The 23,779-nt window shown below is 70.3% G+C and carries 19 protein-coding genes; 9 read left to right on the top strand and 10 right to left on the bottom strand.

Annotated features, from left to right (window positions below; translation table 11 throughout):
• The first annotated feature begins 23 nt into the window (after window positions 1-23).
• Window positions 24-1,928, top strand: a complete 1,905-nt coding sequence (locus AB0F72_RS19455) for a hypothetical protein (RefSeq protein WP_360432825.1) — start codon at window positions 24-26, stop codon at window positions 1,926-1,928.
• A gap of 28 nt (window positions 1,929-1,956) precedes the next feature.
• On the opposite strand, the gene AB0F72_RS19450 is transcribed toward AB0F72_RS19455, so the two are convergent.
• The 4 genes from AB0F72_RS19450 to AB0F72_RS19435 are packed head-to-tail and all read right to left on the bottom strand — an operon-like array spanning window position 1,957 to window position 5,803.
• Window positions 1,957-2,832: a shikimate dehydrogenase gene (locus AB0F72_RS19450; protein WP_360432822.1), complete on the bottom strand. Its 876-nt coding sequence runs from the start codon at window positions 2,830-2,832 to the stop codon at window positions 1,957-1,959.
• Window positions 2,833-2,891: 59 nt separating this feature from the next.
• Window positions 2,892-3,926, bottom strand: a complete 1,035-nt coding sequence (gene dctP, locus AB0F72_RS19445) for a TRAP transporter substrate-binding protein DctP (RefSeq protein ID WP_360432819.1) — start codon at window positions 3,924-3,926, stop codon at window positions 2,892-2,894.
• Between the two features lie 39 nt (window positions 3,927-3,965).
• Window positions 3,966-5,246, bottom strand: a complete 1,281-nt coding sequence (locus tag AB0F72_RS19440) for a TRAP transporter large permease (protein ID WP_360432816.1) — start codon at window positions 5,244-5,246, stop codon at window positions 3,966-3,968.
• Window positions 5,243-5,803, bottom strand: a complete 561-nt coding sequence (locus AB0F72_RS19435) for a TRAP transporter small permease subunit (RefSeq protein WP_360432813.1) — start codon at window positions 5,801-5,803, stop codon at window positions 5,243-5,245. The genes AB0F72_RS19440 and AB0F72_RS19435 overlap by 4 nt, the downstream gene beginning before the upstream one ends.
• A gap of 426 nt (window positions 5,804-6,229) precedes the next feature.
• Here AB0F72_RS19435 and AB0F72_RS19430 point away from each other — a divergent pair, with 426 nt between their 5' ends.
• Window positions 6,230-7,039, top strand: a complete 810-nt coding sequence (locus AB0F72_RS19430; protein WP_360432810.1) for an IclR family transcriptional regulator — start codon at window positions 6,230-6,232, stop codon at window positions 7,037-7,039.
• Between the two features lie 14 nt (window positions 7,040-7,053).
• Here AB0F72_RS19430 and AB0F72_RS19425 read toward each other — a convergent pair whose 3' ends face one another.
• The 4 genes from AB0F72_RS19425 to AB0F72_RS19410 are packed head-to-tail and all read right to left on the bottom strand — an operon-like array spanning window position 7,054 to window position 11,844.
• Window positions 7,054-8,103 carry a Gfo/Idh/MocA family oxidoreductase gene (locus AB0F72_RS19425; RefSeq protein ID WP_360432807.1) on the bottom strand — a complete coding sequence of 350 codons (1,050 nt, stop codon included), beginning with the start codon at window positions 8,101-8,103 and terminating at the stop codon, window positions 7,054-7,056.
• The gene (locus tag AB0F72_RS19420) at window positions 8,094-8,603 is read right to left on the bottom strand and encodes a type II 3-dehydroquinate dehydratase (protein ID WP_360432804.1); all 510 of its coding nucleotides are present in this window, start codon (window positions 8,601-8,603) and stop codon (window positions 8,094-8,096) included. Before AB0F72_RS19420 ends, AB0F72_RS19425 begins: the two co-directional genes overlap by 10 nt.
• Window positions 8,600-10,357 (bottom strand): thiamine pyrophosphate-binding protein, encoded by a 1,758-nt coding sequence (locus AB0F72_RS19415; RefSeq protein ID WP_360432801.1) that lies wholly within the window; start codon window positions 10,355-10,357, stop codon window positions 8,600-8,602. The genes AB0F72_RS19420 and AB0F72_RS19415 overlap by 4 nt, the downstream gene beginning before the upstream one ends.
• The gene (locus tag AB0F72_RS19410) at window positions 10,354-11,844 is read right to left on the bottom strand and encodes an aldehyde dehydrogenase family protein (RefSeq protein WP_360432798.1); all 1,491 of its coding nucleotides are present in this window, start codon (window positions 11,842-11,844) and stop codon (window positions 10,354-10,356) included. The genes AB0F72_RS19415 and AB0F72_RS19410 overlap by 4 nt, the downstream gene beginning before the upstream one ends.
• A gap of 193 nt (window positions 11,845-12,037) precedes the next feature.
• Between AB0F72_RS19410 and AB0F72_RS19405 the strand changes: the two genes are divergently transcribed.
• Together AB0F72_RS19405 and AB0F72_RS19400 are read left to right on the top strand one after the other, a co-directional pair.
• Window positions 12,038-13,216: a CoA transferase gene (locus AB0F72_RS19405; RefSeq protein ID WP_360432795.1), complete on the top strand. Its 1,179-nt coding sequence runs from the start codon at window positions 12,038-12,040 to the stop codon at window positions 13,214-13,216.
• Window positions 13,213-14,025, top strand: coding sequence for a citryl-CoA lyase (locus tag AB0F72_RS19400; RefSeq protein ID WP_360432792.1), 813 nt, complete (start codon window positions 13,213-13,215; stop codon window positions 14,023-14,025). Before AB0F72_RS19405 ends, AB0F72_RS19400 begins: the two co-directional genes overlap by 4 nt.
• Window positions 14,026-14,146: 121 nt before the next feature.
• Here AB0F72_RS19400 and AB0F72_RS19395 read toward each other — a convergent pair whose 3' ends face one another.
• The gene (locus AB0F72_RS19395; protein WP_360432790.1) at window positions 14,147-16,927 is read right to left on the bottom strand and encodes a TIM barrel protein; all 2,781 of its coding nucleotides are present in this window, start codon (window positions 16,925-16,927) and stop codon (window positions 14,147-14,149) included.
• Window positions 16,928-17,146: 219 nt separating this feature from the next.
• Here AB0F72_RS19395 and AB0F72_RS19390 point away from each other — a divergent pair, with 219 nt between their 5' ends.
• Window positions 17,147-17,806, top strand: coding sequence for a TetR/AcrR family transcriptional regulator (locus AB0F72_RS19390; protein ID WP_360432787.1), 660 nt, complete (start codon window positions 17,147-17,149; stop codon window positions 17,804-17,806).
• Between the two features lie 433 nt (window positions 17,807-18,239).
• Here AB0F72_RS19390 and AB0F72_RS19385 read toward each other — a convergent pair whose 3' ends face one another.
• A complete protein-coding gene (locus AB0F72_RS19385; protein WP_360432784.1) occupies window positions 18,240-19,166 on the bottom strand; it encodes an NADP-dependent oxidoreductase in 927 nt (308 codons plus the stop codon).
• A 247-nt stretch (window positions 19,167-19,413) separates the two neighbouring features.
• On the opposite strand from AB0F72_RS19385, the gene AB0F72_RS19380 reads away from it, so the two are divergent.
• From AB0F72_RS19380 to AB0F72_RS19365, 4 genes are all read left to right on the top strand, one after another.
• Window positions 19,414-20,772: a hypothetical protein gene (locus tag AB0F72_RS19380; RefSeq protein ID WP_360432781.1), complete on the top strand. Its 1,359-nt coding sequence runs from the start codon at window positions 19,414-19,416 to the stop codon at window positions 20,770-20,772.
• Between the two features lie 505 nt (window positions 20,773-21,277).
• Entirely contained in the window at window positions 21,278-21,832 is a 555-nt protein-coding gene (locus AB0F72_RS19375; protein ID WP_360432778.1) for a hypothetical protein, read from the top strand.
• A 285-nt stretch (window positions 21,833-22,117) separates the two neighbouring features.
• A complete protein-coding gene (locus AB0F72_RS19370; RefSeq protein ID WP_360432774.1) occupies window positions 22,118-23,383 on the top strand; it encodes a PP2C family protein-serine/threonine phosphatase in 1,266 nt (421 codons plus the stop codon).
• Window positions 23,380-23,766 (top strand): STAS domain-containing protein, encoded by a 387-nt coding sequence (locus tag AB0F72_RS19365; RefSeq protein ID WP_360432771.1) that lies wholly within the window; start codon window positions 23,380-23,382, stop codon window positions 23,764-23,766. Before AB0F72_RS19370 ends, AB0F72_RS19365 begins: the two co-directional genes overlap by 4 nt.
• Window positions 23,767-23,779: the final 13 nt, after the last annotated feature.

Below are 23,779 nucleotides of genomic sequence, written 5' to 3'. Positions count from 1 at the left end.
TCACCGGCGAGAGGACCATCGTCATGAGTACGATCGATCGGCGCCGCCTGCTCCAGGGAACCGCCGCCATCGCGGTGACCGCGACTCTGGCGGGCCAGGCCACCGCCCGGCCGGCCGCCGCCGCGCGCCCGGCCGGGCGGATCCCGGATGAGCTCGGTGAACCGCAACCGCTGGACGGCCGTCCGTTCCCGGCGTACGACTACTCCCGCGCCAGCAAGCTACCTCGGGAGATGACCGGCTACTGGACGAAGTCCTTCGACGTCGCGGGCACGACCCGTACGGCGAAGGTGTACATCTCCCCCGAGACACCCATCCGCTCCTACTACACGGTGATCGCCGTTCCCGGCGGCGTCGAGACGGGCGAGTTCCTCCGGCGAGCAGCCTGGGCCGGCATCGCCGACCGGCGCGAGGAGGGCCTGTTCGTCCTGGAGCCCGGCCCGGGCGGCTGGGGCACCGCCGCGCAGGAGGCCGCCTACGTCGAAGCCGCGATGGCGTTCTTCCAGAACAACCGGTACTTCTCCATCTTCGGTCTGCACTACCTCGTCGGCTACGGGCTTGGCGCCGCGCCCTTGGAGGCCTGGGCGGTCGCGCACCCCTTGCGCGTCATCAGCCAGGTGTACGTGGACTCGCCCGGCCTCGACGAGGCGTACCTGAACTCGTACGCCGGCCGTGAGTTCGGCGGCGAGACCGAGGGCAGCTACACCCCGGTCGAGTTCCCCGACGGCTTCGACCTGATCAGGTACGACGAGACGGTCCTGCCCACCTGGTACATCCACCCCGACCGGACCTCGATCGACGCGAGCCTGTCCTACTGGAAACGGGCCAACGACACCGAACGCCGTGCCCGGCAGGACCGGACCCTCGGCACGGTGTACCCGCAACGCCACGGCTCCCGCCGGTGGATGACGTCCTACGCCGGACCCATCTCCCAGGTGGCCGTGCAGCACCGCCCGGCGGCCACGCACCGCATCGTGGACTTCCTGACCCGGTACACCCGGTACGAGAACTTCTTCGCGTACGGCAACCAGCTCTTCGAGCGCGCCGACTACGCGAAGCTGGGCGTCCAGGTACGCACCATGATGGTCGAGGGCTTCCTTCGCGAATACCTCGTCCACGTTCCCCGCTCCGCCCGCCGGCTGTGGCGTGACCGGGCGCCGGTCGTGTTCGTCTGGCCCGGCAACACCCAGACCGCCAAGGTGTTCTTCGACGCCGCCCAGTGGTGGAAGGTCGCCGAACGCGAGGGGTGCGTCCTGGTCGTCGTCGGCGAGCAGTACAGCGCCAGCTCCGTGTCGGTCAGCCACCGCGACTCGAACACCTTCTACCGGCAGCTGCGCGACCTGATCACCGACGAGTTCGGCGTCGACCCGACGAGGTTCTACTCCAGCGGGCAGTCCGCCGGGAGCGCGGTGACCCAGAACTTCGCGATCGCCTACCCGGAGTACTTCGCCGCGGTGGCCTCGACCTCGTTCACCACCGCCCCGGACGCCGCCGGCACGGTCGGCATCGACGGCGTCCAGGTCCCGGCCAGCGGCCGGCCGATCCCCAACTACCAGATCTACGGGTACGGCGACCTCGGCTTCCTCGCCGGTGACCTCTGGGACGACACGCAGAACTCGCTCGACAGCTGGGCGCGGTACCACCTGGTCACCCACGGGCTCACCCTCGCCGACGTGGACACCGTCGCCGGCAGACGCCACGGCTGGCAGGACCGCTTCCAGACCTGGACCTGGCACGACGACGACACCGCGATCCCCGTCCTGAAACTGACCAAGAACCTCTACCGCTCGCACAACACCATGCCCGAGGAGTCCCCCCTGTTGTGGAACTTCCTCAGGCACTACAGCAGCGAGGTCGACCGCGACGGCAACGTCGTCCGCTACTACAGCCGCTCCGCGTTCCGGCACCCCCGGGACGCGAAGCGGCTCTGATCCGAAACGCCGCACGACAGCGCCGGGGTCAGCGGCCGGACCGCAGCAACTCCTCGGAGTCCGCGAGCATCGCCTCCGCGTCCGCGGGAGCCCCGGTGAAGAGCTCGAACGCGGCAACCGCCTGGTAGACGCTCATCCCGGCGCCGTGCAAGGTCACGGCGCCGGTCGCGCGTGCCGCCTGGAGCAGGGCCGTGTCGGTGGGCCGGTAGACGATGTCGGCCACCCACATGTCCCTGCGCAGGTCACTGTGCGAGACGGGTAAGCCGGGATGGTGCGCCATGCCGACCGGAGTGGTGTTGATGAGTCCGTCGGCACCCGCGAGCAGCCTGGTCAGGTCCGCGTGGGCGCCGACCGCGATGCGGTCGGCGCCGAATTCCCCGGCGAGCAGGCCGGCCAGCCGGTGTGCTCTGGACGCGTCGACGTCAACGAGGGTGAGCCGGCGTGCGCCCAGCGTCAACATGGCATGCGCGACCGCGGATCCGGCTCCCCCGGCGCCCAGTTGCACCACCGCGTTCCTGGGCTCGGCCCGGAAGTTGCGTTCGAAGTTACGGGCGAAGCCCACCGCGTCGGTGTTGTAGCCGCAGGTGGCACCGTCGGCGAAGACCACGGTGTTGACCGCCCCGAGAATCCTCGCCTCCGCAGAGAGCTGGTCGAGATGCCGGACGATCTGCTGCTTGAACGGATAGGTGACGTTGAGTCCCCGGTAGCCCAGTGTGCGGGCCCAGCGGAGCAGACCGGGCAGATCGTCGGCGGTGAGCCGGGACGAGGCCGAGTCGATGATCGTGTAGAGGAGCCGGATTGCCTGTCGGTCCGCCTCCCGCTGGTGCAGCAGCGGCGCGTGCGAGGACCCGATGCCCGCCCCGAGCAGCCCGACCAGGACCTGCGCTTGTTGAGGGCTGGTCACCCGTACCTCTTCCCAGGTTCGGTTGTGGGGCCGGCGGATCGCCGGCCCCAGCCCTGCGGTCAGGCCGATGCCCGGATGCTCTTGTAGAGCTCCAGGTTCTCGCCGGTGAAGTGGGTGTTGAAGAAGGCTTCCGCCTTGCTGATGAACGCCTCCCGGTCGACCTGGTCGATCTCCACCACCGTGCGGGTGGAGTCGCCGCGCCAGCCGTCGAGGACCTTCTCGGTCTCGTCGTCGACGCACTTGCGGTTCTCGGCGCGGATGTCGTGGATGGCCTTGAACAGCGCGTCCTTCTGCGGCTGGCTCATCTTGTCGAGGGTCTTGTCCGACATCACGACGTAGTGGGTGCCGACCTGGTGGTTGGTGAGGCTGGCGACCTTGAGGATCTCGTCGAACTTCTGGGCGTGGGTGGCCACGACCGGGTTCTCCTGGCCCTGGGCGACGCCCTGCTGCAAGGCCAGGTAGAGCTCTTCGACGGCGATCGCCACGGCGTCGGCGCCGAGCGCCTTGGCGTTGGCGAGGAACTGCGGGGTGTTCGGGAAGCGGATCTTCTTGCCGGCGAGATCCGCCGGCTTGCGGATCGGCTCGGTGGCGGTGAACGTGCGCATGCCGAAGTACCACGCGTCGACGATGGTGGTGTCGGTCGCCGTGTTGAAGTCGGTGAAGAATTCCTTGCCGTTCTGGTCGACCCATTTGAAGAAGTGGTCGACGTCGTTGAACGCATAGGCCGCGTCGAGCACACCGATCTGCGGGAAGGCGGTGGACATCGCCGAGCCGCCCTGCAGATCGATGTCGATGTCACCGCTCTGCACCCCGGCGTAGCGTTCGGCGTCCGGGCCGAGCTGGCTGTTGGGGAACATGTCGATGGTCAGGCCGAGTTTCTGGGCCTCGACACGTTCCTTGAGCAGTTTCATGCCGCAGTAGAAGTTCGGCTGGCTCTCCGGCTGAGAGCTGCCGATCTTGATAGTCAGAGTGGGGTTCTCGCCTTCGGCGGCAGGGGGGTTGCCCGAGGTGGAGCACCCGGCGGCGAGAACGAGTGCGATCGGAAGGGTGAGCGCCGCGGTGATGCGGCGCCACCCTGCGGGACGTTGGTACATGGCGTTTCTCCTCCCGGTGTGGGATGGCAAGGCGGTGGATCAGAATCCGAGGAGGCCGGGTAGCCAGAGCACGAGGCCGGGGAGTGCGGTGACCAGGACCAGCACGGCGACCAGGGGGATGAGGAACGGGGCGATGCCGCGGAACACGACGTCGACCGGTTTGCCGATGACGGAGCTGGTGATGTAGAGGACGCTGCCCACGGGTGGGGTCAGCAGACCGATCATCAGGTTGATGATCATGACGACGCCGAAGTAGATGGGATCGACGCCGAGTTCCATGGCGATCGGCAACAGGACCGGCACCGTCACCAGGATGATCGCGGTGGCGTCGATCAGCGCGCCGAGGATCAGCAGGATGATGTTGACCAGGATCATGAAGACCCAGGGGCTCTCCGTGACGGCCGTGAGGTACTCGGCGATGTTGCGGGAGACGTGGGCTCGGGTGAGGAGCAGGCCCAGCAGCGCGGCGGCACCGAGGATCAGGGTGATGCCGGCGGTGATGACCGCGGTCTCACGCAGCGCCTGCAGCAGCAGCCGGGGCGTCGCGGATCGGTATATCAGGCCGAGGACGAGCATGTAGAGGACGGCGACGGCGGCCGCCTCGGTGGGGGTGAACGTGCCGGAGAGGATGCCGCCCAGCAGGATCACCGGGGTCAGCAGCGGGCCGACGGCGTTCACCGAGGCCCGGATGAACCGGCTGCGGTCGAACGGCACCGAGCCGAACTGCGGGCGGCGCATGGTCCACAGCAGGATGTAGACGCACAGCCCGGCTGCCATGGCGAACGCCGGTAGGACGGACGCGGCGAACAGGGCGCCGGTGGAGACGGTCGCGGTCGCCGCGTAGATGACGGCGGGGATGCTCGGCGGCATCACCGGGCTGATGAGCGAGGACGAAGCCGTGAGCCCGGCGGCGAATCCCGCGGGGTAGCCGGCCTTGACCATCGCCGGGATCTGCATCTTGCCGAGACCGGCCACGTCGGCGAGCGCGGAGCCGCTCATCCAGGAGAAGCCGACCGCGGAGCCGACGTTGACGTACGCCAGGTTTCCGCGCAGCCGGCCCAGCGCGGCCAGGCAGAACTCGTAGAGCCGGTCGGCGATGCCGAGCCGGTTGGCCAGCACACCGACCAGGATGAACAGCGGGACGGCGAGCAGCGGGAAGCTGTTGAGCCCGTCGAAGGTGGTCTTCAGGGCGAAGCCGACGGAGCGGCCGTCGGCGATCGCGTACCACAGGCTGGGGCCGATGAAGGCGAGGGCGACGGGGACCCGGATGAACAGCAGCAGGGCGATGATGGCGCCGACCATCCACAGTTCGAGGATCATCTCGCCTCCGCCGCGTCGAAGGGGACGTCCTCGCGGTTGGCGGTGAAGACCCGCACGAAGGCCCGTACGGTGCCGGAGATGAAGCCGATCATCGGGATGGCGTAGAGCGTCCAGATCGGAATGCCCAGTGCGGCGGTCGTCCGGGTCGGGTACGCCTGGATCAGCGCCCAGGCCTCCCAGACGAGCACCGCGCAGATCAGGCCGGTCACCGCGGCGGACACGGCTTTGACCACGACGAAGGCCCGCCCTTTGGCCAGGTAGTCGATGACCTGGATGGTGATGTGGCCGTTGTTGCCGATCAGGTAGCCGACCATGATGAAGGTCAGCACGATCAGCGAGTAGTTGGCGAGCTCGCTGACGCCCGGCCAGTTCAGCGCGGGCACGTAGCGGCTGATCACCTGCCAGAGGACGCTGATGAAGATCGTCGTCAGCGCGAGGCAGGCGATCCACAGCTCCCCCGCCGCCCAGGTGCGCAGGACTCTCGGCTCGCGCGGGTGCTGTTCCGGCTCGGGGCGAGACGGCGGGCCGTCGGGGGTGGCGACGGGTTCAGCTGTCATCGGCCATCGCTCCCGGCACATGGCCCGGCCGCCGGCAGCGCGGGCCGACGACGCGGGACGGGGTGGTCAACAATGCGCCCTCGCTCTCAGGTGTACGTCTGTCGCGACACGAGGTGCCGCGGTTGTGCCGTCACGGCGGTGACCGGAATTGAACTTCGGCCATCCGGCCAGGCCACCATCGGACGTGCGGTCTCGGGATGGCATGTCACAGGGCATTTCATGACGCTCCACCAGCGGACCGCTGCTCGGACCTCATGGACCACTGCGTGGACTACGTGTAAAGTACGGGCGACCCTCGTTCCTGGCAAGGGCTTGAGTCCGGACCGTTACGGATAGGTGAAAGGTGAGCCCCGGAAGCGAGAATGGTGGCGATGCAGGAAGGATGGTCAGTGGACCATTCCGGCGACACAAGGAGAGTGCACAACCGTGGACGCGCCCCCCACCCGCAATCCCGCGGCCAAGCCGTCCGCGGCGGAGTCCGCCGACCAGCAGGGCGTCCGAAGCGTCCAGCGCGCGCTGGGCATCCTCGGCCTGCTGACCGATGACCGGCCCACCGTCTCCGTCCGCACCATCGTGGAGGAGACCGGCCTGGCCAAGACCACCGTGCTGCGGCTGGTGTCGACTCTGGAGCAGAGCGGCCTGCTCTGGGCCACCGGCAGCGGATACATGGCGGGACCCGGACTCTGGCGGTGGGCGCATCTCGCCCGGCGCAGCTGGGAGCTGCCGCCCGAGACCCAACGCGAGATGCGCGAGCTCGCCGCGCGCCGGCGCGAGACCGTGAACATGTATGTGGTCCGTGACATCTACCGGGTGTGCGTCGCTCAGCAGGAGAGCCCGCAGCCGCTGCGGCATGTCGTCCAGGTCGGCGACGAGCTGCCGATGTGGGCGGGCGCCTCCTCGAAAGTGCTGTTGCGCGACGCTTCCGACGGGCTTCTGGAGCGGATCGCCAGGCAGTCGCCGCACGGCCCGCAGCACGCGGCGACGATGCGCGAGTGGATCGACGAGACGGCCACCAAGGGGTACGGCGAGAGTCACGGCGAGCGCGAGGCCGGCCTGTCGGCCGTGGCCGTTCCGATTCTCGGGCAGTCCGGCAGTGTCGTCGCCGCGCTGGCGCTCAGCGGGCCGACCGTCCGCTTCACCCCCGAGCAGGTCACCGCGTTCGCCGCCGACCTGCGGCAGATCGCCTCGCAGATGGCCGACCGGGGTTTCGATCGGCCCTTCGGCAGCGGAGGCTGACCGCTCCCCCGCTGTCACGACGGCAGTTCCACGGCCGAGCCGGTCCGTGACGACTCGTAGACCGCCTCGACGATCGCCAGCGATCGCAGCGCGTCGCGACCGGTCACGGCCGGCTCACGGTCCTCCCGCAGCGCCGCGACGAAGTCGGCGATCTGCTGGGCGTGGTACGGCGCGAGGTGGTCGTGGATCTCGGCCAGAGCGAGGTCGAACGGACGGCCGGCGGCGTACCCGGTGGCGAACGCCTCCTCACCGGGCAGGGTCCGCACGTCGGTGAAGCCGACGCCCTCGGGAAACTCCATCACGCTCGCCGTACGACCCCGGGCGTCGCTGACCCACACCTGCACGCCGAGCCCGGGCTGGAATGTGGTGCCGGCCTGCACCGTGGCGACGGCGCCGGAGGCGAACTCGATGAGCGCGGCGGCGGTGTCCTCGACCTCGATGACGTCCTGGTGAGCGAGGGTCGCGCACCGGCCGGTCACCCGCCTGGCGGGACCCATGAACCACTGGAGCAGGTCGATGTGGTGGATCACCTGGGTCATCAGGACCCCGCCGCCCTCCGTCGCCCGGCGACCGCGCCACGGCTCGGCCCGGTAGTAGTCCGCTCCCCGGTTGAGGCGGGCGACCACGGCGCCGCAGATCGGCAGGCCCATGCGCCCATCGCCGATCGCCGCACGGATGCGCGCTGCCGCCGGCCAGAACCGGCGCTGGAAGAGGACCCCGAACTTCACCCCGGCGGCCGCAGTGGCGGCGATCATCCGCTCACCCTGCTCAACCCGCAGGGCCATGGGTTTCTCGCAGAGCACGTGGGTGCCGTGGCGGGCGGCGGCAAGCACCCCGGCCTCGTGTTCCGCGTGCGGGGTGCAGATGGTGACCGCGTCGAGGCCGGCGGCAAGCATCTGCTCCAGATCGCCGAAGGATCGATCGATGCCGTGTTCCGCGGCGAACGCCCGGGCCCGCCCCGGGTCGATGTCGGCCACCGCGGCCACGTGGACGCCCTCGACACCGCGCAGGGCGTCCACGTGGTTGCGGGCGATCCGGCCGCAGCCGACGATGCCTATCCGCACGCCTCGCCGCCCCCCGACAAGTGGGCGGCGAGGCCGCGCATCGCCATCTCGTAGACTTCCGCGCCGAAACCCGCCAGGAATCCCCACGCGGTGGCCGCGGTCAGCAGGTCCCGGTAGAGCGGCTCCCGGCCGAGCACGTTGGTCAGGTGCACCTCGACGATCGGGCGGTCGAGCATCCGCAGCGCGTCATAGAGGGCGACGGAGCGGGTGGACAGGCCCGCCGGGTTGATGATGACCGGCGCCGCCTGATCGTATGCCTGGTGAACCCAGTCGATGAGCTGTCCTTCGGCGTTGGACTGAGCGAAGAACAGGTCGAAGCCGAGTTCCTCGGCGACCGCCCCGCATCTCTTCTCGATGGCGGGCAACGTCACCCGGCCGTACAGGTGCGGTTCGCGCCGGCCGAGCATGTTGAGATTGGGACCGTTGAGGATGAACAACCGCTCCGCCACTGACGGCCTCGCCTTCTGGTGCCGGCGGCCGGCGCCGACACCTCGGGTCACTCGAAGATGCCCTGGTAGATGTCCTTGATGTTCCAGTGCCCCGGAGTCGGCACCGGTTCATTGACCATCGGCACGTCGATGACCGCCGGTCGGCGAGCGGCCAGGGCGGCACGCAGCGCGTCGCCGAGGTCGCCGGCGCTGGCCAGTGCATAGCCGTCGGCGCCGCAGGCGCGGCCGAGCGCGGCGAAGTCCGGGCTGTACGGCTTGCCGTCCGGTCCGGTGAAATCGCAGCCGTAGCTCTGTCCGAAGTTGGCGGCCTGCAGGTCACTGATGGTGCCGTGGGACTGGTTGTTCATCACGACGAAGATGACCGGGGCGCCCTGTTCCACGGCCATCGGCAGGGCCGGGAGCTGGGCGCTCATGCCGCCGTCACCGATCAGGGCGACCACGGTGCGGTCGGGTTGGGCGATCTGGACGCCGACCGCCGCCGCGGGGCCGAAGCCCATCGTCGAAGCGCCACCCGGCGTGATGAACCGCCCTTCCGCCGGCAGTTCGTAGCACTGGGCGACCCCGTTCTTGTTCCAGCCGACATCGGTGACCAGGACCGCGTCGGCGGGCAGGATCGCCCGCAGGTCGGTGAGGATGCGTTCCGGACGCAGCGGGAAGTTGTCGCTGGTGCCGCGTTCACGGCTGTCGGTGAACAGGGTGCGCCGGGTCGCGGTGATGGTCTCTCGCAGCCCGTCGCGGCGCCGGGGTTGCGGATGGCGGGCGCGCACGGCGGTGTCGATCGCCTGCACGGCGTGGGTGACGTCGGCGACCGCACCGACGGCGACCGGGTAGTTGCGGCCGATCTCGGCGGGGTCGATGTCGATTTGGATCAGCTTGCCGGGCGGGAACTGCCAGGTGTAGCGGGAGTCCCAGGAGCTGGCGTCGGTCTCGGCGAAGCGGGTGGCCAGGGCCAGGACGACGTCGGCCGCCCGGGTGTACTCGTTGGTGATCTCAAGGCCCCAGAAGCCCGGCATGCCGAGCAGCAGCGGGTGGCTGTCGGGCAGGGTCCCCTTGGCCATCAGCGAGTGCACGACCGGGATGTCGAGGTGCTCGATCAGGGAGCGCAGCGCGTCCAGGCCGGGCCCGCGGCGCAGGCCCCCGCCGAGGTAGACGAGAGGTTTGTCGGCGGCGAGCAGCATGTCGGCGATGCGGTCCGCGACATCGGCGGGCAGGCCCGGGCGCTGCGCGACGGCGAGCGGGAAGGCGCCGGCAGTCTCGGCGGGGACGGGCCGGGAGAAGTGGTCCATCGGCACGCTGAGCAGCACCGCGCCCGGGCGTCCGGACGCCGCGGTCCAGAAGGCGCGTTCGGTGAACCGGCCCAGGTCGGCGGCCCGGTGCACCTGCCAGGCGCGCTTGACGAACGGCCGGTAGACGGCGGTCTGGTCAGCGTCGGCGTGCAGGTTCATCTCCTGGTGCGGGTGCCGGCCGTGGTAGTAGGACGGGATGTCACCGGCGATCGCGACCAGGGGCACCGAGTCGAGCGCGGCGGTGAGCACGCCGGTGACGCCGTTGGTCATACCGGGCCCGACGTGCATCAGCACGACGCCGGTGCGGCCGGTGGCCCGGGCGTAGCCGTCCGCGGCGTGCGCGGCGGCCTGCTCGTGGCGGGCGATGACGAACCGGATGCTGCTGCGCCCGATCGCGTCGAGCAGAGCGATGTTGGTGTGCCCGCAGGTGCCGAAGACGTGTTCCACACCGTACGACTCGAGCTGGGTGACCAGCGCCTCGGCGGCGGTCACGGTCTTCTCGTCCGATTCGATGATCATCGGGCGTCCTCCTGGTCGCCGAAGAGGGAGATGCCGCGCAGCATCAGGGTCTTGACGACGGTGTAGTCGTCGATCATCCAGCGCGGTGCCTCGCGGCCGAAGCCGGAGTCCTTGACCCCGCCGAACGGGATGTGATCGAGCCGGTAGTTCGAGGACCCGTTCACGATGAGTCCGCCGACCTCGAGCTCGCGCCACGCGGTGACGATGCGCCGCACGTCGTGGGTGAACAGTCCGGCCTGCAGGCCGTAGCGGCTGTCGTTGCAGGTCGCCAGCACGTCGTCGAAGTCGTCGAACGGCTGGACGGCCACGGCGGCGCCGAACACCTCCTCGCGGATGACGCGGGCATCCGGCGGCGGGGACGCGACGACTGTCGGGATCACCGTCGCTCCGTTTCGGCGGCCGCCGGTGGTGATGGTCGCGCCGGCGGCAGCCGCCTCGTGCGCCCACGAGACGACGCGTTCGGCCGCGTCGTCGTCGACCATCGAGCCGACGTCGGTGGCCGCGTCGAGAGGGTCGCCAACGGTAAGCTTCTCGACCGCGAGGGTGAACGCGTCGAGGAATTCGTCGTACCGGCTGCGGTGCACGTAGACACGCTGCACCGAGATGCAGCTCTGCCCGGAGTTGCTGTACCCGGTGGCCGCGCAGATCCGGGCGGCCGCGGCGATGTCGGCGTCCTCGCAGACGATGGTCGCGGCATTGCCGCCGAGTTCCATGACCAGGCGTTTGGCGCCGGCCGACCGGGCCACCGCGGCACCCGTCTCCGGGCTGCCGGTGAAGCTGATGACCCCGACCTCAGGCGCGGCGCTCAAGGTCGCGCCGACCGGCCCGCCGCCGTGCAGCACCTGGACCGCCTCGGGCGGCATCCCGGCGTCGAGCAACAGCCGCACCACCGCCGCGGACGACGCGGGGGCCTGCGGCGGCGGTTTCACGATCGTGGTGTTGCCGGCGGCGAACGAGGCGGCGAGCTTGTGGGCGAGCAGGTTGGCCGGCGCGTTGAACGGGGTGATCGCGAGGGCGACACCGACCGGGGCGCGGTGGGTCAGCGCAGTGTTGCCCACACCGCGGTCCCAGCCCGCCACCGGCAGGACCTCCCCGCCGATGCGGCGGGCTTCGGCGGCGGAGACGGCGAACGTGTCGGCCACCCGGTCGATCTCGCCGCGGCCGTCCTTGACCGGTTTGCCGAGTTCCCGGGCGAGCAGCGTGGCGATGTCCTCGCGCCGGGCCAGCGCCTCGGCGGCGGCCCGTTCCAGCACACCGGCGCGGGCAGCGGGCGACATCCGGGCGACCGCCTTGGCACCACGACGTGCATACCGAAGAGCGGCCTCGACGTCGTGATCGGTGGCCTGCCGGGTAGTGCTGACGACGGCGCGGGTCCAGGGACCGACGCGGTCCGCCTGCTGTCCGTCGCTCACCCACTCACCGGCGATCAGGCATCCGACCGTGGTCGGCGCGTCCTCCGGGACGGCACGGCCAGGGCTGTCAATCATCGGCACTCCTCCGAGCGAACCGCTTGGTAGTCCATATGGACCACCCTGTGGACTAGGTGTAACGTACGGGCCGCGGAGACCCCTGGCAATGGCTGGCTCCGCGGTTTGTTTCGGGGAAGTGAAAGCCGCACTGCTCCGCCGCCTGACCGCCATGCCGGGCGTCTCGCCCGATGACGACCGAGGGGCACGTCTCATGGATTACGACCGACCGTTGCACGGCGTCCGGGTTCTGGACCTGACGAATGTCCTGGCCGGCCCGTACTGCAGCTACCACCTGATGCTTCTCGGCGCAGAGGTCGTCAAGATCGAGAGGCCCGGCGACGGGGATCTGGCCCGCAAGCTGGGTCCGGAACCCGGGTTGAACCGGGCGGCGATCGGCGCGTCCTTCCTCGCGCAGAACGCGGGAAAGAAGTCCGTCGAACTCGACCTCAAGGACACCGCCGACCGGGCGACCTTCGAGACCCTGCTCACCGGCGCCGACGTCCTGCTGGAGAACTTCCGGGCCGGCGTCCTGAGCCGGATCGGGTACGGCTGGGAGGTGCTGCACCGGATCAACCCGCGCCTGGTGTACTGCGCCATCTCCGGGTTCGGGCAGACCGGGCCGATGCGCCAGGCGCCCGCGTACGACCAGATCATCCAGGGCCTGTCCGGCATGATGAGCGTCACCGGCACACCGGAGACCGCCCCGCTACGGGTCGGCTTCCCGGTCTCGGACACCATCGGTGGCCTCGTCGCCGCCATGACGATCGCCGCCTCGCTGGCCGGGCGGGCCAGAACCGGCAAAGGTGTGTGCCTGGACGTCTCCATGCTGGAGACCTCCCTGTCCGCGATGGGATGGGCCGCGTCGAACTTCCTGGTCAGCGGCATCCCCCCGGAGCCGATGGGCGACCAGAACGCCACCGCCGCGCCCTCGGGCACCTTCCACGCCGCGGACGGGCCGCTCAACATCGCCGCGAATCGGCAGGAGCAGTTCGAGACTCTCTGCCGGCTCATCGAGCGCCCCGACCTGCTCACCGACGAGCGATTCGCCGACCGCGAGGCGCGCAAACACCACCGGTCCGCGCTCAACGATGCGATCGACACAGCGCTGCGCGGACGCCCGGCCATCGAGTGGGAGCGCACGCTGTCGGCGGCCGGCGTGCCGGCGGCCCGCATCCTGACCGTCCCGCAGGCGATGGAACTCGACCAGCTGAAGGCCCGCGGCTTCTTCACCGACCTGGAGTTCCCCGGCGACCCGGACCGGACGTTGCGGGTCACCGGCAACGGGGTGCTCGTCAACGGCGAGGCCCTGCGTCCCCAGGCACCGCCGCCACTGCTCGGTGAGCACAACGACGAGTTCAAGACCACCACGGACGAGGTGACCGCACCATGAGCCGGGACCGGCCCGAACCGACCGTCCGAGACGTGTCCGACTGGTGGGCGACGAGCGTCTCGCGCATCGAACCCAACCGCATCGAACTGCGCGGTCACCCCGTCCAGGACCTGATCGGCTCGATCAGCTTCGCCGGGATCATCTGGCTCATGCTGCGCGGCGAGACCGCCACGCCGGGTCAGGAGCGACTGCTCGAGGCGGCGCTGGTCTCCTCGGTGGACCACGGCCCGCACGCGCCGTCCATCGCGGTGGCCCGGATGGCGGCGACCTGCGGAATCGGCCTCAACAACGCCGTGGCGACCGGCGTCAACCTGCTGGGCGACGTGCACGGCGGCGCCGGCGAACAGTGCATGACCCTGCTGGACGACGTACGGCGCCTGCACCAGGACGGCGCCGAGCTCGCCATCGCCGCCGAGACGACCGTCGGCGCCTGGCGGGCCCGCTCGAAGTACCTGCCGGGCTTCGGGCACAGGTTCCACACCGTCGACCCCCGCCGCGACCCACTGCTCGCTCAGGTGGAGCAGGCCGTCGCCGGTGGCGTCGTCGACGGCTCCTACCTGCGCGCCGCCCACGCCATCGAGCACGTCCTCGCCGAGGGCCGCAGCCGGCCCGTGCCGATCAACATCGACGGCTGCACCGCCGTCGTCTACGCCGAGCTGGGCTTCCCGCCGCCGCTGGCCCGGGGACTGTTCGTCCTGAGCCGCAGTGTCGGCATCCTCGCCCACGCCTGGGAGGAGACCGGCCAGGGCCGCCGCAACAAGGGCCCGATGCCGCCGTGGATCCTGCCGACCTTCACGCAGGACACCTGACAGGGGTGCGGTGCCGTCGAGACGGCCGGTCGCCGCGACGTTCCCACCGCCGCCCGCGGCCCACGACATGGCATCGGCCATCGGCCGCTCTCCCCTCTGGCGTTGACACCGGCCGGTGCGGCTATGCCGCGTCGGCCGGTGTCCGGTTCGCCGGCACGCTGTCGAGGCGGCGGCGCGCCGCGGCGACCGCCAGGCGGGCATGCTCCTTCGCCCCGATCTGCGCCACCAACTGCGCGCGGGGGATCTCCAGGGCGTACGGGATGCCGGACGGCAGAGCCGCCAGAATTCCGTCGACGTCGATGCCGCCCTCGCCGGGATAGAGCCGTTCGAACCGCGCGGTGTGGATGAGTTCCTCCCTGGTGGGCGGCACTCCCGGCGGCGCGTCACAGACGTGCGCGAAGTGGAACCACCCGGCCGGCAGCTCGCGCAGATCGGCCACGCTGGAGCCGGAGCGGGCGAAGTGCAGCAGGTCGATCAGGATGCCGGCGTTCGGCTGATCCGCCGACCGCAGCACCCGGGTCGCTTCGGTGAGATCCGGTGTCTCGGTCCACGAGGGGAACTCCAGATCCATGGTCAGGCCGAGCGGGCGGGCCATCTGGCACAACTGCGCGTACCGGTCGATCTTGCGGTTGCGGTCCGGATCGGGCAGTTGGACGATGACGTGGCGCGCACCGAGTTCCGCGCCGGCCTCCAGGAAGCGCTGGAAATCCCGCGGGTCCTCGTCGGGACCGATCCTGGCCAGTTCGATGTCGAGGACCTCGACCCCGGTGGCCGCGAGGCGCACCTTCGTCGTGCGCATCAGCGCGGGATCGGTGGCCAGCGGATAGTGCGGCTCGACCGGTGTCACCCGGGTCAGGCGCAGGCCCACATACCGGTATCCGGCGTCCGCGGCGGCCTCGACCAGTTCCGGTGGGGACAGGCTCAACGCCGTCAGGTGGGCCAGGGAATAGTCGTGCACACGACCGTACGTCTGCTGTGGTGTCTCCCGGAGTCGCCGCAGGCGACGTTGCCGGTGCGCGGCCATCCGCACCGGAGCGCTGCTCGCGGCGCCGTAGCCGGCGTAGTCACCGATGCGTTGCACTACCTCGAAGAACAGCCGCGAGCCCAGCATCTCGGTGTAGAAGTGCAGGTACTCCCCACCCTCGTCGCAGTCGTAGAGAATCGAGTGCTCGCGCAGAGTCGCGAGCAGCTCCGGCTCCGGGGCGAGGCGGGCGTCGAGGTCGTCGTAATAATTGTGCGGGATGCGCAGCACCGGCGCGCCGAGCTCGCGCATGGCCTTGGCCGCGGCGATCACGTCGTCGCTGGCGAACGCGATGTGCTGAGGGCTCGGCACGGCCGGCGCCCAGGAACCGCGGCGCAGCGGCGCCGTGTTGAGCGTGATCCGGACGGTGCGCCCGGCGTCGGTGGCCGACCGGCTGCGCAGCAGGCCGAAGGGTGCGGTGAGCTCGATCGTCTGGCCCGACTGCAGGCCCAGAACCGTGCAGTAGAAGAGGGTGACCTGGTCGAAGTCGTCCACCGGCTCGGTGAGAGCGATGTGATCGGTCGCGGTCACCAGGCCCCCGGTGCACGTCTCGGCGTCGGTGGCCTCGAAGTCGGCCAGCCAGCCGTTGCCGTCCACGCCCGGCCGGCAGAAGAAGACAGCAGTCCCGTCGGGAGCGGCCACCGAACTGAGGTCGGCCTCCTCCGGTTGACGCACGCGAGGCAGCACCGGAGCGAGCAGCCGGTCCGCACGCTCGGCCGAACCCGCGGGATCGCTGCTTTCCAGCCCGAGGGCGCAGATGGCCGCCGTGCCGGGCGCGACCGTCCGCTGCGACGCGAAGTTGAGCAGGATCCGGGCAGCGCCCTGCTGCCACAACTGCACCGGCTTGGAGCGGTGCGACCCGGTCCGGGCGAAACCCAGAGCGGTCAGGGTACGGGCGACGACCGGGCCGGACACCTCGTCGACGGCGAGTTCGGTGAACATGTGGCCGCCGAGACGCGGCGCGGGGGCCAGGCCGGGTGATCGCAGCCGGCGCCGCGCGACGGGTGGGCCGCCGACGCTGACCGACTCCTGCAGGGCGAGCAACGACCGCATCCCGTCGATGGCGGCGTGCCGGGGATCGGCTTGCCGGTAGACGTCGTTGAACACCTCGAGTGAGAGCGGGCCGTCGTAGCCGGTGGCCAGGACCTGGCTCAGGAACCCGGTCAGGTCGAACGAGCCGAGGCCGGGAAAGAGCCGGTGGTGCCGGCTCCACTCCACCGTGTCCATCTTCAACCGGGGTGCGTCGGCCAGTTGCAGGTGGAACACCTTCGAGCCGGGCACCACCCGGATTCCGGCCGGGTCGTCGCCCCGGGACAGCACGTGGAAGCTGTCCAGGCACAGGCCGAGGGCGGGGTGGTCGGCGCGCCGCACGATCCGCCACGCGTGGGCGTACGTGTTCACGAAACGGCCCCAGGCCAGCGGCTCGTACGCGATGCGCAGCCCGCGGGCCGCGGCCCGCTCGGCGAGCTCCCGCAGATGGTCGGCGGCCAGCTCGTCGTCGTCGACGGCGTCGGCCGACTCCGACGACGCGACCAGCATCGTGGTGGCGCCGAGTTGTTCCAGCACGCCGAGCTTGTGGTCCGCGCGGCGCAGGTTGGCCCGGAAGGTGTCGGGGGCGACCGCCTCGAAGTCACGGAAGGGCTGGTAGAGGTCGATGTTCAGGCCACGGCGGGCGCATTCCTGCCGGACTCTCGCCGGTGACCATGCCGACGCGATGAGGTCGCTCTCGAAGATCTCGATCCCGTGGAAGCCGGCTGCCGCGGCAGCCGCGAGCTTGTCCTCCAGGGTCCCGGACAGGCAGGCGGTGGCGATCGTCAGGCGTGGTTCGGCGCGCGGTGCGGCGGCCGCGCTTCGAGCAGCATCATGATCAGCGATGAGCATGGTGCACTGCCTTCCTCGATGGCTTCGCCCGGCGTCGAGGACGGGCTCAGCGATGCGCCGATGGGACGACAGAGGGTGCGCCGTCGACGGTTCCGGACCACAGGCGTTGCCGTCGATCACAATGTATGTACTAGTTAGTTAGTTATACGCGTCGCGTGGCGGAGGAGGAAGGGCCACGAACCCGTGGCTAAGGTGAATCTTCGATCGAAGGAGGGCCATGTGGCCACGCAGACGCCGGACTCGCCAGCGGCGGCCCCCGCCGGGCGTGACGCTGAGCGGACCCGATCCGAGATCCTCGCCGTCGCGATCCGCGAGTTCGCCGACAAGGGCTTCGCCGGCGCCCGGGTCGACGAGATCGCGGCGAAGACCCGCACCACCAAGCGGATGATCTATTACTACTTCGGCGGCAAGGAGGGGCTGTACATCTCGGCGCTCGAGCAGGCGTACACCGGGATTCGCGCCCTCGAACAGCAGGTCGACGTGGAGCACCTCGACCCGGCTGAGGCGATCCGGCGGCTCACCGCTCTCACGTTCGACCACCACGAGTCGCACCCGGACTTCATCCGGCTGGTGAGCATCGAGAACATTCACTACGCCCGGCACATCGCCCGATCCGAGATCCTGGCGGGCCTGGCCAATCCGGCGCTGGACGCGCTGACCCGGATCCTCGAGCGCGGTCGTGCGGCCCACCGGTTCCGCGACGACGTCGACCCCATCGACGTGCACATGATGATCAGTGCGTTCTGCGTCTTCCGGACCGCCAACCGGTACACCTTCAACGCGATCTTCAAGCGGGACATGCTCGACCCCGCCCGGCGGGACCACTACCGGGCCATGATCGGTGACCTCGTGCTGGAGTACCTGACCGCCGGCCGATGATGGATCGGACCGTCGCGCGTTCGTGGGCGATCAGCGCCGCCTCGTCCTCGGTGTCGACCTGCGCCCGCAGGACCGGCCGGTACTTGTCGAGCCCCGGACAACTCGTCGGCACACGACACCATCGCCCGCCGGGGGGCAAGCCGCATCTCGCGGCCGGCTGTGGCTGCGGGCCCCGGACGCCACGGAGACCCGGCTCGGCCCGGACGGCTGCCGCTACCGATACGACGGCCTGCGCCTGCTCCAGTACTCCGGTGGTCGATATTCCTCATCGGCGCGCATCCCGACGACCAGCATCCGCGCGTGCTGGTCGTCGCCGAGTCCCCGGAGCTGCGCTGGGAGTTCTCCCGCTGACCGACGGCCGCCCGCTACCCGGCCACCGGCGGCCGCGGCCAGGACGTCCGCCAACCTGGACGAAACGGCGCCACCGCTCCCGTCAGCCCACCGTCAGCACGAGCTTTCCGCGAAGCCCACCCGCCAGCACCCGCCGGTGGGCGTTGGCCGCTTCGGTCAACGGCATCGTGGCCGCCACGCGCGTACGCAGCTGCCCGGCCGCCACCTGCCCCACCACGTCGGCCAGCAGCTCGCGATCGAGCCGGATGAGTTGCAGCTCCTGGCGCACACCGCGTGCCGTAGCGATGGCCGGCGTGGGGCGGGTCACGACCACGACTCCACCGTCCGCAACGGCGGCGGCCGCCGCCTCTCCGACCGGGACCGCGTCGAACACCGCGCCCACCGGCCCCACGCCGGCCAGATCGACGGAACGGGAAATCACCTCGTGAGCGCCGAGACCGTGGACCCACTGCTCATCGCCATGGCTTGCCTGAGCCATGACACGGTAACCGCCGCGAAGGGCAAGCTGGGTGGCGAAGCCGCCGACACCGCCGCTGGCGCCGGTGACCAGAATGCTGCTGCCCGTCGGCGGCATGGCCGAGGACACCAATGACAGCCCCTGGTGTGCGGTCTGGGCGTTGAGCGGCACCGTGGCCGCGGACACGAAGTCGAGCTCGTCCGGCAGCCGCACCAGCCAGTCGGCGCCGGCGGCCACGAATTCGGCGTAGCCACCGGGTGCACCCCGGGTCAAGTACCACGGGATCATCCCGACGACACGATCCCCCACCGCGAAATCCGTCGTGCCGGGGCCGACCGAGGCGACCTCGCCGGTGATGTCCCACCCGGGCGAGAACGGCGGCGTCACCGGCCCGCCAGGAATATGCCCGGTGGTGGCGGCGACGTCAGCCGGGTGCACACCGACCGCGCGGACCCGGACCACCACCTGCCCTGGCTTCGCCTCCGGCTCGGGCAGTTCGGTCACCTGTAACACATCAGGACCGCCGAGCGCGGCCGCCACGACTCCCAGCATCTGTCCACTCTAGATGAACGAGCTCGAAATCCGGGCTGGTGGGCGGCGCGGTCGCTCTCCACATGGTTACCGGACATAGCGCGTCCTTCCGCGCTCAGTACGCATCCGCGGGCGGCCATGGAAGACGCTTCGCCGGTGCCACGTTCCGTAGCGGTGCGGGAACGGTCGGGTAGGCGACAGTGGCGAACCGCAGCGGGGCAGCGGTGGACGAACTAGTTGACCGTCCTACCAAGAAGCGGAGTTCCCCATGCATTCAGTAGCACCACAGACCCGCAGCCATGCCGCCACCGCCCATCTCACCGTCGCCCATCTCACCGTCGCCGTAGCGCTGTCCGGGGCGCTGGTCGCCACCGGAACGCCGCCCGCCTGGGCCGGCGCGACGGCCGACCGTCCGGCGCTCGTCTCCACCGACAAGTCCCCTCCGCAGGTGCGCGACGTCAAGTTCTCCCGTGCCTCCGTCGCGGTCCGCGGCCTCGCCGTCGTGCCCGTACGGGTGTCCATGCGGGTCACCGACCCGTCCGGGGTACGGGACCAGCCGCACGACATGAACCCGTCCCCGCAGCTCGTGCTCGGGCCGGTCCCAGGCCATCAGGCGAAGCTGCGGCCGGTGCTGACCCGGACCTCCGGGACCGCCACGGACGGCATCTGGAGCGGCACCGTCAACGTGCCGTCCACCTGGAACGGAACGGTCCGGATCGTCTCGGTCGGCGCGATGGACAAGGCCGGCAACGAACTGTCCACCGCACTCTCCGGCGCGCGATCACCGAAACTGCGGGTCCGGGGCACCCACCGGCCCGCGCTGACGTTCCAGTACTCGATGCTGGCCGGGGGCGGCTTCCGAATCCACGGCCGGGCCTTCTTCACCGACACCGGCCGGCCCCTCTCCCGCCAGAAGCTGGCCACCGCGCTCGACAGCGGCTGCGACTTCGACGGCGGCGCGAGGAACAACATCGTCACCGACGCCCGCGGCAACTATGAGAAGCGGTTCCGCACCGGCGGCGCGGGGGACGCGGGTTGTGTCGCGCTGATCGGGGCGGCCGCGCGCAACCAGCGACCGGCGATCCTCGCCTACCGCATCGCGTCCGCGCCGGCGTCCTCCGTCCCCGCGGCGGCGATGCTGCAGGCCGCGGACCTGAACGGGACCGCCACCACGACGGTCACCGACAACCACTGGGCGGCGCTGCGTCCGCCGCAGCCGTGCGGGCCGTACGCGTCGGCCACGCTGCGCCGCGCGGACCGGGCCGTCTGGGCCATGATCGGCGTGAACGACCGCCCGACGGTCATCGTGAACGACGTGGCCGTCTATGCCTCCGACGGGGCCCAGCGGTATCTGCGTGACGTGCGCCGGGCCGTAGCCACCTGTGGCCACGGCTGGTCCGTGCGCGCCAGTGGCGTGGCCGGCGACGAGTCCGTGCTGCTGCGGCATCGGGAGTACATCGACTACGCCGAGACGAACAAGGACACCTACATCGTGGTCGCCCGGACCGGGCGCGCCGTGGTGGTCGTGGCCGACACCGGCTGGGAGACCGCGGACGGGCACGAGGCCCTGGTCCGCAGCCTGGGCGTGGCGGCAGTGCGACGCGCCGCCGTGGTGAACGGGCGGTAGTGCTCAGGGCGCCGCGACACGTGACGCCTGAACGATCGATCGCGCGATGAGGTCCGTCCCTGATGGGCGGGCCGGTACCTCCGATGAACGTGGCCGCGGCGGTGATCCCTGTCGCGGTCACTGTCACGTCCGGCCCATCCGCCCCGCCCGGCCCGTCCGGCACCAGCCGGCTCGACGCGGAATCCCGCGGTGCTCGCCTGTGCCGCGCTGGGACGGCCCGGCCCAACGTTGACCTGGCGGGCGATGTCGTGCGCTTCGGCGGTGACCGCGTCACCGAGACGGTCCAGCCGTGCAGCGGTGGCGTCGTCCGGGGAGGCGTCGGCGCTGCGGTGCAGGGTCTGCTCGGCGCGTTCCAGCGCCTCGGCGGTGGCATGCATCGTCTCTGCGGTTCTACGGGCGTTACGCACCGATTCGGAGGCCATAAATTATCCCTTTATGTCCACTTCCGGGCGGTCACTGCCGATGGCCACGCCGTGGGCGCTGACCGCCCGGCTTCGGACAGATCGTGACCGGGCGCCGACCGCAGCGCGCTATTTATGATCAGTTAGTGGTTTCCGATGAGTACGGGCATAGCCGCGACCGGCACCCGGGTGACCGGCAACAGGATCCGACGGAACGTGAGCAGCTGCTCGACGCCTGGGAACAGCGGTTGTCGCGCCTGGACGCGGACCTCACGGCACGCCACGACCAGTTGGCCGAACGCGAACGACTGCTCGCCGAGCGGGAGACCGCGGCGGAACGCCGCGAGCAGGTAGCCGACGAGCGGGAGGCGATCGCGGACAGCCGGGAGCAACACGCCACCGCCCGCGAGCGAGTCCTCGATCAGCGAGCCGTCACGGACGATCCCGGCTCACCTGATCCGGTCGGCCGGATCGAGGAAGCGTTCGCCCGGGAGGTGTCGCGCCTGGATCGCAGTGACGCGTTCCTGCACCGCTCACGCGAAGCCGTCGAGCGCGCGCAAGCTCGCCTGGACAGCCTGCGCGCGGCCGCCCGCCGTCGGCGGCCTCACCCGGAAGCAGCCGGCGAAGACGATGACTCCGGGCCGCCGACGGCCAGCTGACAGCGCGGAGACCGTACCGCCGCGGTGGACGCCAAGGGGTGCGGCTCACTCAAGGGCACCCTCACCCCTGAGCAACGGCACCCCTACGCCAGGACAATAATGCCGTATCGCGGCCGCGGCTTCCCCGACACGTCCACTGCTCGTGTCCGGCCACATCGACCTTGCGGATCACGCAGCACAGCCCGTCAAGATCATCGGAAGGCGTCGTCCGTGACAGCGCGATTGCCGGTATGAACCAATCCGATAACGCAGCGGCTCCGGATTACGAGAACGTATGTTGCGGCAATGGATCAGCAGGTGGATCTGCGGCTGCTGCAGGTACTGGGCGAGATGACCGCGTCGTCGCATCTGATGCAGGCCGACCAGGTGGCGCCGAAGGTGGATCAGGCGCTGTCGCGGCTCGGCATGAATGCCATGATCTACCTGATCGATCACGAGCAGTTGCTGCTGAACGTGCTGCCGGTAGCGGGCCGGCAACCGCCGTCGCCGATCCCGGTCGACGACTCCGTGCCAGGCCGCTCGTACATGCTGGTCCGGCCGGAGCCGGACCCTGAGCACCCCGGCGAGTTGTGGGTACCGCTGCTCGACGGCACCGAACGCTTCGGCGTGATCCGGTTCGCTCTGCCCGACAACGCCGACCCACACGACCCCGGCTGGCAGCAGCGGTGCGAGCTGATCGCCGGGCTGACGGCGCACCTCGTGCAATCCAAGCTGTTCGCCGGCGACATCCTGCCCGGCACCCGGCGGACCCAGCCGATGACGGTCGCCGCCGAGCTGATGTGGCAGATGCTGCCACCGTTGACCTCCAGCCACGAACGGCTGGCCCTGACCGCGATCATCGAACCGTGTTACGACATCGGCGGCGACGGCTACGACTACGCCGTCAACGGCGACACCGCCTGGCTGGTCCTGCTCGACGCGATGGGTCGCGGCTTGACCGCCGCGGTCGCCTGCGCGGTGGCCCTGTCCGCGATCCGGGCCACCCGCCGAGCCGGCGGCGGCCTGATCGAGCAGGTACGCGCCGCCGACGAGAACCTCGTCGAGCAGTTCGGGCCCACCGGCCGGGCCCGGTTCGTCACCGGTCTGCTGGCCAAGTTCGACCTGGAAACCGGCCTCGTGCGCTACATCAACGCCGGCAACCCGCTCCCGGTGATCCTGCGCGACGCCGACCTGCTCGGCGTCGTGACCGGCGGCGCACGCGTCCCGTTGGGCCTGCGAACCCCCGCCGACATGTGCGTCGGCGAGCAGCAACTACAACGCGGTGACCGAATGTTGCTGCACACCGATGGCGTCATCGAGGCCCGCGCCACCGACGGCAGCCCGTTCGGCGCCGCACGGCTGACCCAGCTCGCCACTGATTGTGAGAAGGCCCGGCTGCCAGCACCGGAAACGCTGCGCCGACTGTCTCTCGCCGTGGCCGAGCACCGCGGCGGCCCGCCGAGCGACGACGCGGCGATGGTCCTGGTCGAATGGTCACCCACCGCCGCGAAACGCACCCTGGTAGGACCACCGGTCCCCGCAACACCCGGCGAAGGCGAGGACAGGTCATGAACCGGCCGGAACTGACCGTCACCAGCACCGACGCCACCAGCAACACCACCGTGATCAGCATGGTCGGGGAACTCGACCTGCGTACCGAACACCTCGTCCGCGACGAAGTCCGCGCCCTGCTGGACCGCGGCCGCACCCATCTCGTGTTCGACCTGGCCGGCCTGACGTTCTGCGACTCCACCGGCATGGGCACCTTTATCGACCTGGCCCGCGATGCACGCGCACACCACGGCTGGATCCGCCTGGCCGCCCTCGAGCCCTTCGTCCGCGAGTCCTTCCAGCTGCTCAACCTCGACCAGCTGCTCGACCTCTACGCCACCACCGACAACGCCCTCACCGATCACGGACCCAACACCGATGTGCCACTCGGATCAGCCCACTGACATTGACCGCGAC

The organism is Actinoplanes sp. NPDC023936 (genome assembly GCF_040639325.1).
In the GTDB taxonomy this organism is placed as follows: Bacteria; Actinomycetota; Actinomycetes; order Mycobacteriales; family Micromonosporaceae; genus Actinoplanes.
The sequence above is the reverse complement of the archived record's forward strand: the minus strand, read 5'-3'. Positions and strand labels throughout refer to the sequence as shown.